Source organism: Blautia sp. MCC270, from assembly GCF_018785605.1.
Classification (GTDB): Bacteria; Bacillota; Clostridia; order Lachnospirales; family Lachnospiraceae; genus Blautia_A; species Blautia_A fusiformis.
In genome coordinates, this window is sequence record NZ_WQQD01000012.1 from 13,388 (window position 1) to 28,239 (window position 14,852).

Here is a 14,852-nt window from a genome sequence, read left to right on the forward strand (position 1 = left end):
CCCACCTGAAGAGGTGGGAGAATTCTTGCTACATTTGTTAAAGATATTAAAGGGTTGCGGCTATAGAAATCAGCCCCCAAAGCTGAGACGTTCTCTCAATGAATTTCCCGACCGATCCATTCCATGATCACATTTACAACATATTCCTGCTCCGCTTCTGTCAATTCCCGTCCTTTCGGAATACGATGCCATTTTTCCAGACATCCCCTGCAACAGGTAGCTGTGGCATGCTGGGCTACAAAAACCGGATGCCCTCTCATCGGTGTCTGTTTTCCATCATTTGGTATTTCTGCCGGTGCAAGACGCTTTCTGATAAAATCACAGGCATGCTCACGTACTTTCTCCATTCCCTTTTCTGATACATAACTCCGATCGTTTGCCTTCAGGGAAAAACTGCTTCTGAACTTTGACTGCGACAGGCGTTTCCAGAGATTTCCCTCATAAACTGCCGGTGTCTCACATACCATAGAAGGCTGGATGCTGCCCTTATAGACGATCATCTTCTTACTGTCGCTTCCGTTCTCATTTGCGGTCTCGTCTACTGCTTCTTTCAAAAGCTGTGCCTTCACTTCCTGTGCTTCTTTGCTGTCCGGCTGCAGACGTCTTGCCAGACATGTATTTCTGCCAGTTGTCGTTTCATTTTTTATCGCATAATACACAGCTTTCTTCTCTCCGACAAGTACCAGGATCTTTTTCGCCCTGGTCACACCCGTATAAAGGAGATTTCTCTGCAACATGACAAAATGACTCATAGTAAATGGCATGACAACGATTGGATATTCGCTTCCCTGGGATTTGTGGATCGTCACTGCATAGGCAAGCGCCAGTTCGTCCAGCTCTGTCACATCATAGACTACTTTCCGTTCATCAAACAGAACTGTCAGTTCCCGTTCTTCCACGTCAACTTTTGTGATAGTACCAATATCTCCGTTGAATACTTCCTTATCGTAATCATTCCGGATCTGCATCACCTTATCCTTCAGCCGGTACTGTGTGCCGCCTCTCCGCAGAAAGATCTTTGACGGATTCATGGCTTCCTGCAGCACCTGGTTCAGATTTACTGCCCCACATTCGCCTCTCTGCATCGGAGTCAGCACCTGAATATCCTGCAATGGATCTACATGATAGTATCTCGGCAGGTTCGTCTTACAATATTGGACGATAGTATCCACCACTTCCTGATTACTCTCTTTGGTGGCAAAGAAAAAGTCGGCATCTTTCCCACCTCTCATATCAATGCCTTCCCCTCTATTGATCCGGTGTGCATTCATGATGATCCGACTTCCCTGTGCCTGACGGAAAATCCGTGTCAGACGAACTACCGGAACACATCCGGAATCAATAATATCTCTAAGAACATTGCCCGCTCCGACACTTGGCAGCTGATCAATGTCGCCTACCAGAATCAGAGACATCTGCTGCGGCAATGCTTTTAAAAGATTATACATCAGCATAATATCGATCATGGAACATTCATCCAGTATCAGCACATCTCCTTCCAGCGGATGTTCTTCATTTTTCTGATAGCCTTCCGGAGGTTTATATTCCAATAACCGGTGAATCGTTTTTGCTTCCATTCCAGTTGCTTCTGACATTCTCTTTGCTGCTCTTCCAGTCGGTGCAGCAAGAATGATCTGACATCCAGCCTGCTTATATGCAGAAATAATTCCCAGAGTTGTTGTAGTCTTTCCGGTTCCAGGTCCACCGGTCAGCACCATGACCTTAGAGGAAACCGCTGTCTTTACCGCCTGCCACTGAATCTCGTCATAAGTAATTTCTGATGAAGCTGCTACTTTCTTCAATATTTCTTCCGTATCCTCAGATTTCTTCTTTCCACAGGACATCAACCGAAGCAGCCGCTTTGCACAGCCACTTTCTGAAAAATAATATGGGGGCAGATAGATTGCTTCCCGATCTTCTGCTTCATCTCTGATCACATCATTCGTGCGGATCATCTCATCCAAGGTGATCTCCAGCTCCGGTTCTTCCACTTCCAGAAGTTCCTTTGCCCTTCCAGTCAGCTGTTCTCTTGTTGTATAACAATGACCTGCTTCTGCCAGCTTATTCAATGTATAAAAAATACCACTGCGCAGACGGACAAATTTGCCTTTGTCAATCCCCATCTTCTGTGCAATGGAATCCGCTGTCTTAAATCCAATTCCCCAGATGTCATCTGCAAGCCGGTATGGGTTCTCCTTTACGATTGCAATGCTCTCACTTCCATACGTCTTGAAAATCTTTGTCGCATGAGAGGTGCTGACCTCATGACTCTGCAGAAAAAGCATGATATTCTTGATCTCTTTCTGCTCCTGCCAGCTTGTTTTGATCCGGTCTACACGTACTTTTCCTATACCTGATACTTTGAGCAGTTCATCTGGTGTCTCTTCAATAACATCCAGTGTATCCTTCCCGAATTTTTCCACAATTCTTTTTGCAAACTTTGGACCAACGCCCTTCACCAGACCGGAACCAAGATATTTTTCGATTCCATATACTGTAGCAGGAAGTGTCTCTTCAAATTTCTCCACCAAAAACTGCCGCCCATATTTGGCATCCATCTTCCACATACCTTCCAGAGACAGCACAGAACCAACATGGGTATCCGGCATCGTGCCAACTACTGTGACAAGATCACTGTAATTCTTCACCGCACATTTCAGAACCGTGTAGCCATTGTCGGCATTCTGATATGTAATTCTCTCAACTACACAACGTAAGTGCTCCATGCCCGTCTCCTTCTCTCATAATTCATCACAAATGACCACAGAATAAAATGCTCTGATCCATAAAAGATCACCAACATACATCCGCTTTACGGCAGAATCTCAAGCCAGTAGCCATCTGGGTCTACGATGAAATTTCTTCTCCTTTTGTACATTCTGTGTTTCTAATGCGTGACTTATATTGCGGATATTCAGTAATAAACCGCTTAATTACATTGGCATCATTCCAGTAATGCATTGGAAAAATGACATTGCAATCTACATTTTTAAGGAAATACAGTATCCCGTCAGCATAGTGATCTCCCTGTCTCGGATCCAAGGGAACAAATGCAGCGTCAAAATGCATACCCTTGATTTTCCTGATCGCCGCGCGATATGCTGAAGTAAGTCTCTGGTTATCAGCTTTCGACCCACCATCCCAATACCAGTCGTTTAAATCACCGGCATGATAAATGGTACCTTCCTTTGTTTTGACAATAAATGCGACACCACTATCGTTAGATAGCAATGTATCAACTTTGGTTTCATTATCCAAACTATAAGCTTGATCATGATAAACATATGTGATCTTCATATCCGACAAATGATTCCTTTTTCGTATATCATTCGCCAGGATTGCCTGATAAGTCATTCCCATATCATCAAGGATCCCAAAAATTTGTGGGTTAAAATGATCCTTATGGAAGTGACTGCAAAAAACGATCACTTCTTTCTCCTTGTCAAGATTCGGTAATTCACCCTTGTAATAATCAAAAATATAGTAGCAGTCTCTGGTCTCAACCAAAAATCCACTGTGGTTAATGTAAGTAATTTTCATAATATCACCTATATAAATTAACGCCGGTACCGGATAGCAAATCTTTCTTTGCCATGTTTATTTTTCCTTTTTCGAGCGTTTGTAAATTTCACGACAACAGCATTTCTAATGCAGATTTTATCGTATTTTTTAGATTCCGTCCATCCTTTATCCACAGCTGGTAGAAAAATGTGAAATGATACTTTTACAAATTCTATTACTTGTTGTTAGTTCATAATTTATGTATAATCCTGTCTTTGACAGTCCTCTTTCACAGTGTTAATATCCTGCACCAGTGTCCGTATTTTTCAGGATCTTAATAAGACGGCTTGTTCCAAGACGCTCTGCGCCAAGACTGATAAATTTTTCTGCATCATCGAAAGATGAAATTCCACCTGCTGCCTTAACTTTTACATCTTTTCCAATATATTTCTTCATCAGCTCTACATCTGCAAAAGTTGCTCCCGCTGTAGAAAATCCGGTAGAAGTTTTGATAAATTCTGCTCCTGCATTTGTAACGATCTCACACATTTTAATTTTCTCTTCTTCGGTAAGAAGGCATGTCTCAATAATGACTTTGAGGATTCTTCCATCACAAGCTTCATGGATCGCACGAATCTCATTCTCTACTTCCTCATATCTTCCATCCTTTAAAAATCCGATGTTAATAACTATATCGATTTCTGAAGCACCATTTGCAATGGCGTCTTTTGTTTCAAATACCTTTACAGCAGTTGTATTATATCCGTTCGGAAAACCGATCACTGTACAAATCGGAAGTTTTCCCGCTACATATTCCGCTGCCTGTTTTACATAAGCAGCCGGAATACATGCAGATGCAGCCTCATATTTCATGGCATCATCCAGGATTCCTCGAATATCATCCCATGTTGCAGTCTGTCCAAGTAATGTGTGATCCACCTTTTTTAATATATCTTTTTTATCCATTTTACGTTCCTTTTACTTCAGCTCATCCAGAAGAGAACTTCCAATTGTTCCCTCCGGCATCTTAACTTCAAAATTATCTGCGATCGTTGCACCGATTACTGCAAAAGTATTCTGATCTTCCAGTTTTCCGTATCCCTCCATAGATGGAGAATAAGCAAAAAATGGTACTTTTTCTCTTGTGTGATCAGTTCCTGTATGCGTCGGATCATTTCCGTGGTCAGCTGTAATGATCAGAAGGTCATCCTCACGAAGCTCATCAAGAAGTTCACCAAGTTTTACATCAAATCTTTCAAGTTCCTCTGCATATCCCTTTACATTGCGTCGATGTCCCCAAAGAGCATCGAAATCTACAAGATTTACAAAACAAAGCCCCTCAAACTCTCTTTTCGCAATGTCAATTGTCTGCTCCATTCCATGAACAGAGCTTTTTGACTTATTGGACTCTGTCAGTCCCTCGCCGTCAAAAATATCAAAAATCTTTCCAACGGAGATCACATCATAACCTGCATCCTTCAATGCATTAAGCGCAGTTTTTCCGTAAGGCTTCAGTGCATAATCATGGCGGTTGCTGGTACGTTTGAACTCACCTTTTTTCTTGCCAAGGTAAGGTCTTGCAATAACACGTCCGACTTTCCACTCATCCCTCATGGTGATATCACGGGCGATCTCACAGCAGCGATACAATTCATCCAGTCCGAAAGTCTCCTCGTTTCCGCAGATCTGCAATACAGAATCAGCAGATGTGTAAACGATCATATGACCGGTAGCGATTTCTTCCTCAGCCAGTTCATCCAGGATCTCTGTTCCGCTGGAGCTCTTGTTTCCAATTACTTTATGTCCCGTTCTCTTCTCAAGCTCATCGATCAGCTCTTTTGGAAATCCGGTCTCTGTAAAAGTCTTAAACGGTTTTGTGATATGAAGCCCCATCATTTCCCAGTGTCCTGTCATAGTATCTTTTCCGGTACTGGCTTCTTTTAAAAATGTATAATACCCCATTGGTCGCTCCACTGCTGCAACCTGTTTCAACGGATGAAGATTTGCAATTCCAAGCTTCTGAAGGTTTGGAATCGTAAATTCATCTACATTCTGGGAAATATGTCCCATAGTATCTGTTCCTTCATCCCCGTACTGGGCTGCGTCCGGCATTTCTCCTGCCCCAAAGGAGTCTATTACAATAGTAAATATTCTCTTATATTTCTTCATAATTTTTGTCTCCTTTCTGCTGTCTTACTTATGGATCTTACATATTTACAACAACTTTTGTTACTAATTCCTTGAAGGATTTCGCTACGCGGTCTGCTGTTTCCTGCACTTCTTTATGGTTAAGCTCTTTTTGGGAAATTCCTGCTGCCATATTTGTGATGCAGGAAATTCCACAGATTTCCATTCCCATGTGTCGGGCAGCCATAGCTTCGCATGCGGTGCTCATTCCAACTGCATCTCCACCCCATCTCTGTGCAAGTCTTACTTCTGCAGGAGTCTCATAATTTGGTCCTGTAAACTGTACATAAACACCTTCCTGAAGTTTGATGTCACATTCTTTTGCACATTTGCGGATCACATCCTGAAGACGACGGCTGTATACCTCACTCATATCCGGAAATCTGGTTCCCAGCTCATCCATGTTCGGTCCTATCAGAGGGCTTGGAACTCCCGTTGTAATGTGATCTGTGATCATCATGAAATCTCCCGGTTTATAGGAAGGATTAGCTCCTCCTGCTGCATTGGTGAGAAGGATTTTTTTCGCACCGAGCATTCCCATAAGACGCGTTGGAAGAACAACATCTGACATTGCGTATCCTTCATAATAATGAACACGTCCCTGCATAATTACAACCGGTGTTTTCTCCACATACCCAAACACAAAACGTCCCTTATGTCCTTTTACAGTAGAAACCGGAAATCCCTCGATGTCCGTATAGTCGATGGTCTGTTCAATCTGAATTCCATCTGCAAAATCTCCAAGTCCGGATCCAAGGATCAGTGCAACTTCTGGTTTGAAATCAATTTTCTTTCTTACGCTTTCCAGGCATGTCATTAATTTTTTATACATGATTACTTCTTCCTTTCTTTTGGGTGTTGTCATTATATTTATGCTTTTTTCATAAAGGCAATTCCTCTGCAATGGTCTTTCCAATGCCCTGCGCGCCTCCCGTCACAATCACTACCTTATTGTTAAACTCCATATAAAATCCTCCCCAAAAATCCGCTTTCTATTTCTGTTGCCACAACATTGTGTATTCTTTTTCACCAGTAGCATCATCGAATCCTTCGCACTGAATATCGAATCCTTCTCTTTGGTAAAAAGAGATGGCTCTGGTATTCTTCTGGTATACGTTTAATCGCAATCTAGCTTTTTTATTCTTGATATACTCTAATAAAAGTTTACCTATGCCACATGACTGCATTTCATCAGAAACAAAAATACCTTCCATGTATTCGTTACTTAATCCGACAAATCCCTGAATCATTTTATCATCTTCATACACATAGACTTCCGCTTGTAACATCATTTCTTTCACTAATTCATAATTACTTGTCCAATATTGCTCAGGAATAAAATAATGTGCTTTTAAATTGGTCTTTAACCATATGTCAGCAACTCTATCAATATCTATGTTCTGCATCTTTCTGATCATAACAAATATTCTCCACCAACTTTGATTTCTCTGTAACAACCAATCAGCTATATCGTGAATCTCAACCAGAACCACAACCAAAATCTAATATCCTTGAACCTACCGGAAGCATTTTAGTGAACCGCTCCTGTATAACCGTAAAATCTACCAAACGAGTCCCCTAGACAAACATATCCGCATTTTTATTATAATATTCTATTGTTTTGTCCAGGAAGTTTCTCCTCGATCTTAGCTTATTTCATGTACCTTCGGATTTTATCTATCAAAGTGACGTCTGCCGGTAACCAGGCAACACTATCTAACTGATCCCTTGTAAGCCATTTTGCCGCTTCTGCTTCCTTTAATTCAATTCATTGATCACATTCGCATCCATTAATGTAAATCTCCCTCTCGTTTCGTGGTGAGCAAAACAAAATACTCTACTTTATTATACCTTATGGGAGAGGGTTTGTCATTGAAATCTCCAGGAAGCAAGTGTGGCAAAGGCAGCCGAAAGTAACGATAGCAACAAAAAAAACAGTTCCGAACATACTGAGGTTAATCAGTGTATCTGAACCTGTCTTTTCTATGGTCTTTCCAATGAATAGCTGGGCTGGCTTTCCCTTGGAATGGATTATTTAATTGTAAAAAATTCCCGTGAAATGATTTATAAAATAGGTAATTTTACAAAGTCTATTACTTGTTGTTAATTCATAATTTATGTATAATAAAATTAATACAAGAAATACACGCTCAGCATGCGGCCTGGAACATAAATAATCTGCAAGTTTAGCGATATACGAGGAGGAAATTCTCATGGGTAAACAATCCACCAGGGAAAACAAAACAATTTACCAGCTTTGCCGAGAAGCGGCAGGACTTACAAGAGCAGAAGCCAGTGAAAGAATGGATGCTGTCTCTGATTCAAAAATTGAAAAATTTGAATATGAAACACAAGAACCTACGCCTTATGATATCCTCCAGATGGCAGATGCCTATAAAAGACCAGATCTTTGCAATTATTATTGCTCTCACAAATGCGAAATCGGCTATCGTTATGTTCCAGAAATAGAAATGACCGATCTGTCAAATATCATTTTGGAGACAATTGCCAGTTTAAATGAAATCAATCCTCTTACCGGTCGTCTGATCCAGATTGCCCGTGACGGTAAGATTAGCGATGATGAAATGAAAGATTTTGCTTATATCAGTAAAAAACTTGATGAAATTTCTTTAGCCATAGACTCTTTGAATCTTTGGGTAGATAAAACAGCTGGAGAACAAGGGCTCAATCTTGAACTCTTAAATGCCGAAAAAGAAAAATTAAAATAATCCATAACACCACGAAAGGATTACGACTATAGAATAACACCAACCGCAGTCAGTATCTTTAAGGTTGAATTAATCTATAGAAACTGCTATCATATTTTATCAGAATTTTCCAAGTAAAGGAGGACATGAGTGGATCATGAACGTAATGCCCATTTCCGAAATCATCGAAAAAGTAACCATGATTTGCAAAAAAAATAACGTAAAACGCCTTGATTTATTCGGTTCCTTCGCCACAGGCACTGCAACCCCCACCAGTGATATTGATTTTGTAGTATACGGCTGTGATAATCTAATGCAGTTAGAAGATGATCTTCAGCAGATTGAAACGCTAAGGAAAATTGATATTTTTGACTTTGACAGTATAAAAAATGAGTATTTATTGGAGGATATAAAAAAATATGGAAAACAAATTTATTAACCGCTATAACACTTTCTGTAAAAGTCTCTCCAATCTTGCAAAAAGCAAAACAGCCGACCCCAAGACCGATTTTGTTCTCGAAGGAACTGTTCTCAATTTCAGTCTTACTTTCGACATCTCCTGGAAAGTTATGAAAGATATTCTGATCAAAAAAATGGGAATTCTTGATTTTGCAGTTGGCTCTCCACGCGAAACTCTGCAGCAGGCATTTACCAATGGTATTATTGATGATGACACCTGGCTGCAAATGCTGAAATCCAGAAATCATTTGTCTCATGATTACGATGGTACTTTCGCCGCAGAGAAATTTCAGGACATTATAAATATTTATTATCCTCTTTTTGAAAAATTCAAAAACGATGTTGCGAAATACTATAAACAGTAAGTCAACACCAGTGAAACATTTTTCACATTTACCACTCTTCACATTTAATATCACTTATCTGTTCGACTGGAATAACCGTTTGATCCGTCATAATGATGGTATGCTCGTATTCGTCTATCTTTTTTACAATACCAGAGCACGTAACATAGGAGCCGCCTGCTTTTTTTGCATCGGGAATAAAATAAGTTATCGATACTTTCTGTTCTATACCGATATTATTTCTGATTATATTGATTTTTTCATTCAGCTGAGCAATCGCTTCCTCGCTCAGTTCCAATCTTTCATCGGTTAATCTTGCCGTTTCCTTTATCGCAGCATCATGTCCGGTCAGGGCTGCAAAAGGAGCAAATTGCGCTGCCCGATCCCGAAGAGACATTTGCGGATGATTCTTAGAGACCGGATGCGGTAAATTAATGATATCGTCATAAGAATTATTTTTCATCCTCTTTCAACTCCTTTACGCCTTATGACCGCCAATCTGTTCATTTCTGTTCCTGGCGGTTGCACCTTCCTGAAGATTCATCCCCTTCAGTACAGCGTTTTTTCCAAATTTCTTTTTGATACTGAGCATTGCTTCCTGCATACGTTTTTCGCGATCCAGCGCAGCCTCTTCCTCTTCCTGCTTTTTCCTTTGCGCCTCATAATCCGTAAAAAGATCCAGCTGCTCATATACTTCTTCTTTCTTGACAGAACTTTCATCCACAAGCCTGTTCGCTGTGATATTGATTCTTCTGACAAGCAGGTTTCTGTCAACGATTCTGTCATATAACTCTATTACTGCATCCGTTATCATCTTGGTTGAGGAAGTCTGTCGTTTCAGATTGGTCGTTCCATGTGCATGTTTCGGAATTCTTCTTCCATAACGGTCGATCGTAACCTCTCCATGATACTGCTTTCTCCTGTCTGCATTGTTCAGATTCTCAATATCATAACCAACCGTCAACACAATCTGGTCCGTTACAAGCTTCTTATCCACCAAATCCAAAACCATCTGGTCCGTCATCTCTTTGACAACTAATTTTGCTTTTTCAAAATCATAAGGGCAATGAAGTACCTGCCCGGAACAAACACTGTTCGTTTCCGGCTTATAAGCCTTGACCATTTCCATGGTACAGGGCTCATATCCCCAGGCATGGTCGATCAGCAACTCTGCATTAACACCAAACAACCTATATAACAGGTCTTCATTATATAACTCATTTTCTTTTCCGATGGAACATCTGGCAATATCTCCCATTGTATAAAGCCCATATTCTTCCAGCTTCTTTGCATATCCTTTTCCTACTCTCCAAAAATCAGTAAGTGGTCTGTGACCCCAGAGTTTCCTTCGGTATGACATTTCATCCAGTTCTGCAATTCGTACACCATCTTTATCTGCTTTAATGTGCTTCGCCACGATATCCATCGCAATCTTACACAGATACATATTCGTTCCGATTCCAGCAGTTGCCGTTATACCTGTCGTTTTCAGCACATCCTGTATCATGGTCATTGCAAGTTCTCTTGCTGTCATATTATAAGTATGCAGATAATCCGTTACATCCATAAATACTTCGTCGATCGAATACGGGAAAATATCTTCCGGCGCAATATATTTCAGATAAATACTGTAAATTCTGGTGCTGTATTCCAGATAGAGAGCCATCCGGGGAGGAGCAACAATATAATCAATCTCCAGTTCCGGATTGGTATCTAATTCTGTGCTGTCATCAGAGGCTCCGATAAAAGTTCTGTTCGGCACTTTCCACCTGCGGGCGCTATTGGCTTCTTTTACTTTTTGAACAACCTCAAATAAACGAGCCCTTCCTGGTATCCCATAACACTTTAATGCTGGCGATACCGCAAGACAGATTGTCTTTTTTGTTCTGCTTTTATCTGCAACCACAAGATTGGTTGTCAAAGGATCGCGATTTCGTTCTTTACATTCCACAGACGCATAGAATGACTTAAGATCGATTGCAATATAGGTTCTTTTCTTTTCCATCATTCTACACCTCCCGATTCTCCTGTGTTCTGTTTCTAATTCTTATTTATCATGCCCGGAAAACTTTCTCATCATAACAATCCACTCAAGGATTTCCTGCCTGAATTTTTCAACATCATTCGTCCGTTTGCGCACACCAACTGCTGCAGCATGTCCACCTCCGCCAAACGTCTGCAGGAGTTCGTTTACATTGATCCATTTTCCATCAGACCGGAAGGAACAACGCCAGCGATTTTCTTCTTCCTCATACATGGTAAAACATCCTGTTTCTTACTTCCACGCCTTCCAGATATCCGGCTGATATCCAAGAGTGGATTGTTTTCCATTACGAACCACCGGTGTCTTAATCACCTGCGGATTTTCCAGCACCTTCTTAAGTTTATCTTCCTCTGCAATGTACTTAATGAGCGCAAGCAGATCCTTATCCTTGCCCTCCCAGTTTATCATATTTTCCAGTCCACCATTTGCCTGGGCAACCGAATTGAATTCGCCCTTGCTCATGCCCTTTTCTTTCATATCAATAAACTGAAACTTGATCCCACGTTCCTTAAAGAAACGTTCTGCTTTCTTTGTATCATTGCACTTCTTTGTTCCAAAAATCTGTACGTTCAAATCAATTCTCCTTATCCATTGCCATATGTATCATTTTCTCAAAGGATTCTCTAAAATGCTCATCATCCTCCGATGTTCGTTTTCGTGGTCCTTTTAAATGATTCTTTCCGGATGCCCTTCGTGCTTTCTTATTCAGATGCCGTTCCATAAGCATCTGGTCAATATTTTCATTGGTATACCATTTCCCGGATTGATGAATCGCATACGCATTTTTTCCTAATGCCATTGCAGCCACACCGTAGTCCTGTGATACAACAATATCGCCTTTATGGCAAATGCTGATCAGTTTATAATCCACGGCATCTGCTCCGGCTCCAACTACGATCACTTCACTGTAATCAGAAGATAACACATGATTGGTATCACACAACAACGTTACCGGAACACTGTGCTCTTTTGCAACTTTTTCAACAATACCAATTACCGGACAGGCATCTGCATCAACAAAAATCTGCATATCTTCTCCTTTAATTACACATAAATGGCGTACGAACCTCGATGAGATTACCACTCGGATCATACAGCCTTACAAGCTTCTGCCCACCTGCAAGTTCTGTTAGTTCAGTGGCATATCGGACGAAATACTTACCAGATTCATATTTTGCAAGCAATCCATCTATATCAAAATCCTCGAAATACAATTCCATCCTGTTATTGAATGGTGTAGAAGTTTCATTCAATGTTCTCCTCCATATGTCGGCATCCTGCAAAACAAGTCCCTCTGATAAGATTACATTACCTTCATTCTTAAGAATCACTTGCAGTCCAAATAAGTCCCTATAAAACTCTATGGATTTTTCTATATCATCTACCACAATCAGTACGTTTTTCAGCATATCCGTCACCTCACAATCCACTTTGAGTCAAGCGAATATTCGCAATCCGCATGCGGTTAAATAATCTTTCCAGACAAATGATCAATTTCATGCTGGCAAATCTGTGCTGTCCATCCTGACAATTTCTGGCGCTGTTTTTTCCATTTGAAGTCATAATACTCTACTTCTATTTCCTGGTATCTGGTCGTCTTACGAACACCATCCAGCGACAGACAGCCTTCTTCTGTCTCATACATGTCACGTTTTGAAACAATCACCGGATTGAACATCACAACATTTATGAATCCCATATTCACAATGATGATATTCTTCTTTACACCAATCATGTTCGCCGCCATACCAACACAACGTTCTCTGTTCGCCTGCAGCGTATCCTGCAGATCCTTTCCAACCTGGATGTCAGCTTTCGTGGCCGGTTCAGATGGCTGGCCTAAGAAGAAAACATCTCTTACTATTTGTTTTACCATTTACTTTCTCCTGTACTCTAATTCTTATCTATCTTGACCAGAAATCTTTCTCGTCATAACAATTCGCTCAAATATTTCCTGTTCCTCTTTCATTGTTCCAATATTTTATTATCTAACACCACTTTACAACTTTTTCATAAAAAAATATCGTACAGAACTTTCTGATGTATAATGAATTTGACCCAAAACATTACAAAGGAAAGTGACCCTGTACGACAAAAACATTATACAACGAAAAAACACTGATTGGTAGACTTCATCAATATTTTTTGATTTATTTTGAAACTTTTTCTGTTCCGACAGCAGATACCTTATTTCTGCTGATATTATCCATACTAACCTTGTGTTATAACCTTTCATCTGCCAGTCCTCCTTGGATTTTTCTTCTTTTTTGATGTTATCATCTTACAATAAATAGCTGTGCGAAAATCCCGACAACCAACTGGTTCTATGGCGGAGATAATTGGGTCCTATGGCAGATTAAACGCTGATTAAAGGCCTTTAATTGCCAACTAAACTACGAAGAATTCAAAAATCATGTTGCAGATTTGGAGGCTTCCATTCACGCCACCGATAATAAGATTCAACAAACGAGGCTGGCAATTCAAAATCAACAAGTAATTCAGAAACACTGTGAAGTCTATCGGGCCTGTCGTGACATCATACGTTCTCAGAATTTGGTATTCACAAACTTCCGTCGGCTGAAAAACTGCAGCGACAACAGATGAAACTGGAAGAAGAACTGTCCTCAGCAAAAAAAGAAAAGCAGGATCTCCAGAAGCAACAGAATACCCTGCATATAATTGAAAAAAATTTTGATGCTATGATCCGCAAAGCTGGTATCAAGGTTCCGGAGAAAGCGCCTTCACCAAGAATCTTGAGCTCTTAAATGCCGAAAAAGAAAAATTAAAATAAGCCATAACGCGACGAAAAGCAATGAACCATTTCTGACTCATTGCCTTTTCCTTTACATACGCTGTAATTGATTGACGATACTTTCTGTTCTTCGAATAGCTTCTTCTACCTGTCTTTTTGCATTATTGATTCGATCCTGGACCACCCAGTCCACAACAAATCCATCAAAAAAATAATCCGCAAAAGAAAGAAAATCTCCAGTATCGATATTCAAGTTACATACCATATTTACATCATTTAATTCTCTACTGAAATTACGAAGATCATACTTTGCCTGTTCCATATTCCGTTTGGCCTGATCAATTCTAGAATGTTTTAGCATCGTAGTGAAAAAACCACCGCCAAACATATCTACCAGTCCCCAGTTCTTTGCACTGTTTAAATTTTCTTTTGCTGCCTGAAGACTGTTCAAAGCTCTACGTCCAGCTTCAATTGCTTCTCTTTTTTCTTTTTCAATATCATATACCATTCGTTTTCTCCTCCTGATCGATTATGAATGTGACGTCACCAATGCTATAATGCCACCGACAATCAACAATGGAAAAGCAATGTACATCAGTCCACCTACAACCATACCAATCAATATCACCGGGAAGAAAATAACTGTGCAAAGTAATTTCATAATTCCCCAGGATGCTCTTAACCCAAAAACAAAAAATTTTCCAACAAACCAAATCATACAAATTGCAAATAATAACGATAACATTTTTTACTCCTTCTGAAACTCATTCTGATATGTGTCTTTCATTTTTTCTGTTCTTTTTCTGCTAAATATTCAGATGTGTTCTTTATGCCAAGCTTATTACTGAATGCCGGAT

18 protein-coding genes and 1 pseudogene are annotated in these 14,852 nt (G+C 40.2%); 3 read left to right on the forward strand and 16 right to left on the reverse strand.

Annotation, left to right across the window (positions count from 1 at the left end; translation table 11 throughout):
- Positions 1-95: 95 nt before the first annotated feature.
- The 7 genes and pseudogenes from recD2 to GPK58_RS13285 all read right to left on the reverse strand — a co-directional run.
- A complete protein-coding gene (gene recD2 / locus GPK58_RS04220; RefSeq protein ID WP_215638262.1) occupies positions 96-2,726 on the reverse strand; it encodes an SF1B family DNA helicase RecD2 in 2,631 nt (876 codons plus the stop codon).
- Between the two features lie 121 nt (positions 2,727-2,847).
- Positions 2,848-3,540 carry an MBL fold metallo-hydrolase gene (locus GPK58_RS04225; RefSeq protein WP_114002500.1) on the reverse strand — a complete coding sequence of 231 codons (693 nt, stop codon included), beginning with the start codon at positions 3,538-3,540 and terminating at the stop codon, positions 2,848-2,850.
- A gap of 258 nt (positions 3,541-3,798) precedes the next feature.
- Complete coding sequence (deoC, locus tag GPK58_RS04230; RefSeq protein WP_215638263.1) at positions 3,799-4,467, reverse strand: deoxyribose-phosphate aldolase; 669 nt, start codon at positions 4,465-4,467, stop codon at positions 3,799-3,801.
- Between the two features lie 12 nt (positions 4,468-4,479).
- Positions 4,480-5,670, reverse strand: coding sequence for a phosphopentomutase (locus tag GPK58_RS04235; RefSeq protein WP_015526454.1), 1,191 nt, complete (start codon positions 5,668-5,670; stop codon positions 4,480-4,482).
- 37 nt (positions 5,671-5,707) lie between these two features.
- Positions 5,708-6,520, reverse strand: coding sequence for a purine-nucleoside phosphorylase (locus tag GPK58_RS04240; RefSeq protein ID WP_022427082.1), 813 nt, complete (start codon positions 6,518-6,520; stop codon positions 5,708-5,710).
- Positions 6,521-6,680: 160 nt separating this feature from the next.
- Positions 6,681-7,106, reverse strand: a complete 426-nt coding sequence (locus GPK58_RS04245; protein ID WP_215638264.1) for a GNAT family N-acetyltransferase — start codon at positions 7,104-7,106, stop codon at positions 6,681-6,683.
- Positions 7,107-7,339: 233 nt separating this feature from the next.
- Positions 7,340-7,450: pseudogene (locus GPK58_RS13285) on the reverse strand (8-oxo-dGTP diphosphatase MutT); the annotation flags it as partial.
- A gap of 451 nt (positions 7,451-7,901) precedes the next feature.
- Here GPK58_RS13285 and GPK58_RS04250 point away from each other — a divergent pair.
- The 3 genes from GPK58_RS04250 (at position 7,902) to GPK58_RS04260 (ending at position 9,220) form a co-directional block, all read left to right on the forward strand.
- The gene (locus GPK58_RS04250; RefSeq protein ID WP_092071021.1) at positions 7,902-8,417 is read left to right on the forward strand and encodes a helix-turn-helix domain-containing protein; all 516 of its coding nucleotides are present in this window, start codon (positions 7,902-7,904) and stop codon (positions 8,415-8,417) included.
- A gap of 136 nt (positions 8,418-8,553) precedes the next feature.
- Positions 8,554-8,835, forward strand: coding sequence for a nucleotidyltransferase family protein (locus GPK58_RS04255; protein ID WP_092071024.1), 282 nt, complete (start codon positions 8,554-8,556; stop codon positions 8,833-8,835).
- A complete protein-coding gene (locus tag GPK58_RS04260; RefSeq protein WP_022426101.1) occupies positions 8,816-9,220 on the forward strand; it encodes an HI0074 family nucleotidyltransferase substrate-binding subunit in 405 nt (134 codons plus the stop codon). Before GPK58_RS04255 ends, GPK58_RS04260 begins: the two co-directional genes overlap by 20 nt.
- A 28-nt stretch (positions 9,221-9,248) precedes the next feature.
- Here GPK58_RS04260 and GPK58_RS04265 read toward each other — a convergent pair whose 3' ends face one another.
- The 9 genes from GPK58_RS04265 to GPK58_RS04305 all read right to left on the reverse strand — a co-directional run bounded on the left by GPK58_RS04265 (position 9,249) and on the right by GPK58_RS04305 (position 14,740).
- Positions 9,249-9,662, reverse strand: a complete 414-nt coding sequence (locus GPK58_RS04265; protein ID WP_215638265.1) for a hypothetical protein — start codon at positions 9,660-9,662, stop codon at positions 9,249-9,251.
- Between the two features lie 15 nt (positions 9,663-9,677).
- Positions 9,678-11,204: a Y-family DNA polymerase gene (locus GPK58_RS04270; RefSeq protein WP_215638277.1), complete on the reverse strand. Its 1,527-nt coding sequence runs from the start codon at positions 11,202-11,204 to the stop codon at positions 9,678-9,680.
- Positions 11,205-11,246: 42 nt separating this feature from the next.
- On the reverse strand, positions 11,247-11,456 hold the full coding sequence (locus GPK58_RS04275) for a DHHA1 domain-containing protein (RefSeq protein ID WP_173739564.1): 210 nt from the start codon (positions 11,454-11,456) through the stop codon (positions 11,247-11,249).
- 18 nt (positions 11,457-11,474) lie between these two features.
- Complete coding sequence (locus GPK58_RS04280) at positions 11,475-11,816, reverse strand: arsenate reductase family protein (protein ID WP_021650098.1); 342 nt, start codon at positions 11,814-11,816, stop codon at positions 11,475-11,477.
- A 1-nt stretch (position 11,817) separates the two neighbouring features.
- Positions 11,818-12,273, reverse strand: a complete 456-nt coding sequence (locus GPK58_RS04285) for a YaiI/YqxD family protein (protein WP_015526463.1) — start codon at positions 12,271-12,273, stop codon at positions 11,818-11,820.
- Positions 12,274-12,283: 10 nt separating this feature from the next.
- Complete coding sequence (locus tag GPK58_RS04290) at positions 12,284-12,652, reverse strand: VOC family protein (RefSeq protein WP_215638266.1); 369 nt, start codon at positions 12,650-12,652, stop codon at positions 12,284-12,286.
- A gap of 56 nt (positions 12,653-12,708) precedes the next feature.
- Positions 12,709-13,119, reverse strand: coding sequence for a peptide deformylase (locus GPK58_RS04295; protein WP_015526465.1), 411 nt, complete (start codon positions 13,117-13,119; stop codon positions 12,709-12,711).
- A gap of 967 nt (positions 13,120-14,086) precedes the next feature.
- Positions 14,087-14,503 (reverse strand): hypothetical protein, encoded by a 417-nt coding sequence (locus GPK58_RS04300; protein WP_215638267.1) that lies wholly within the window; start codon positions 14,501-14,503, stop codon positions 14,087-14,089.
- Between the two features lie 21 nt (positions 14,504-14,524).
- Positions 14,525-14,740: a hypothetical protein gene (locus tag GPK58_RS04305; protein WP_015526469.1), complete on the reverse strand. Its 216-nt coding sequence runs from the start codon at positions 14,738-14,740 to the stop codon at positions 14,525-14,527.
- Positions 14,741-14,852 lie beyond the last annotated feature (112 nt).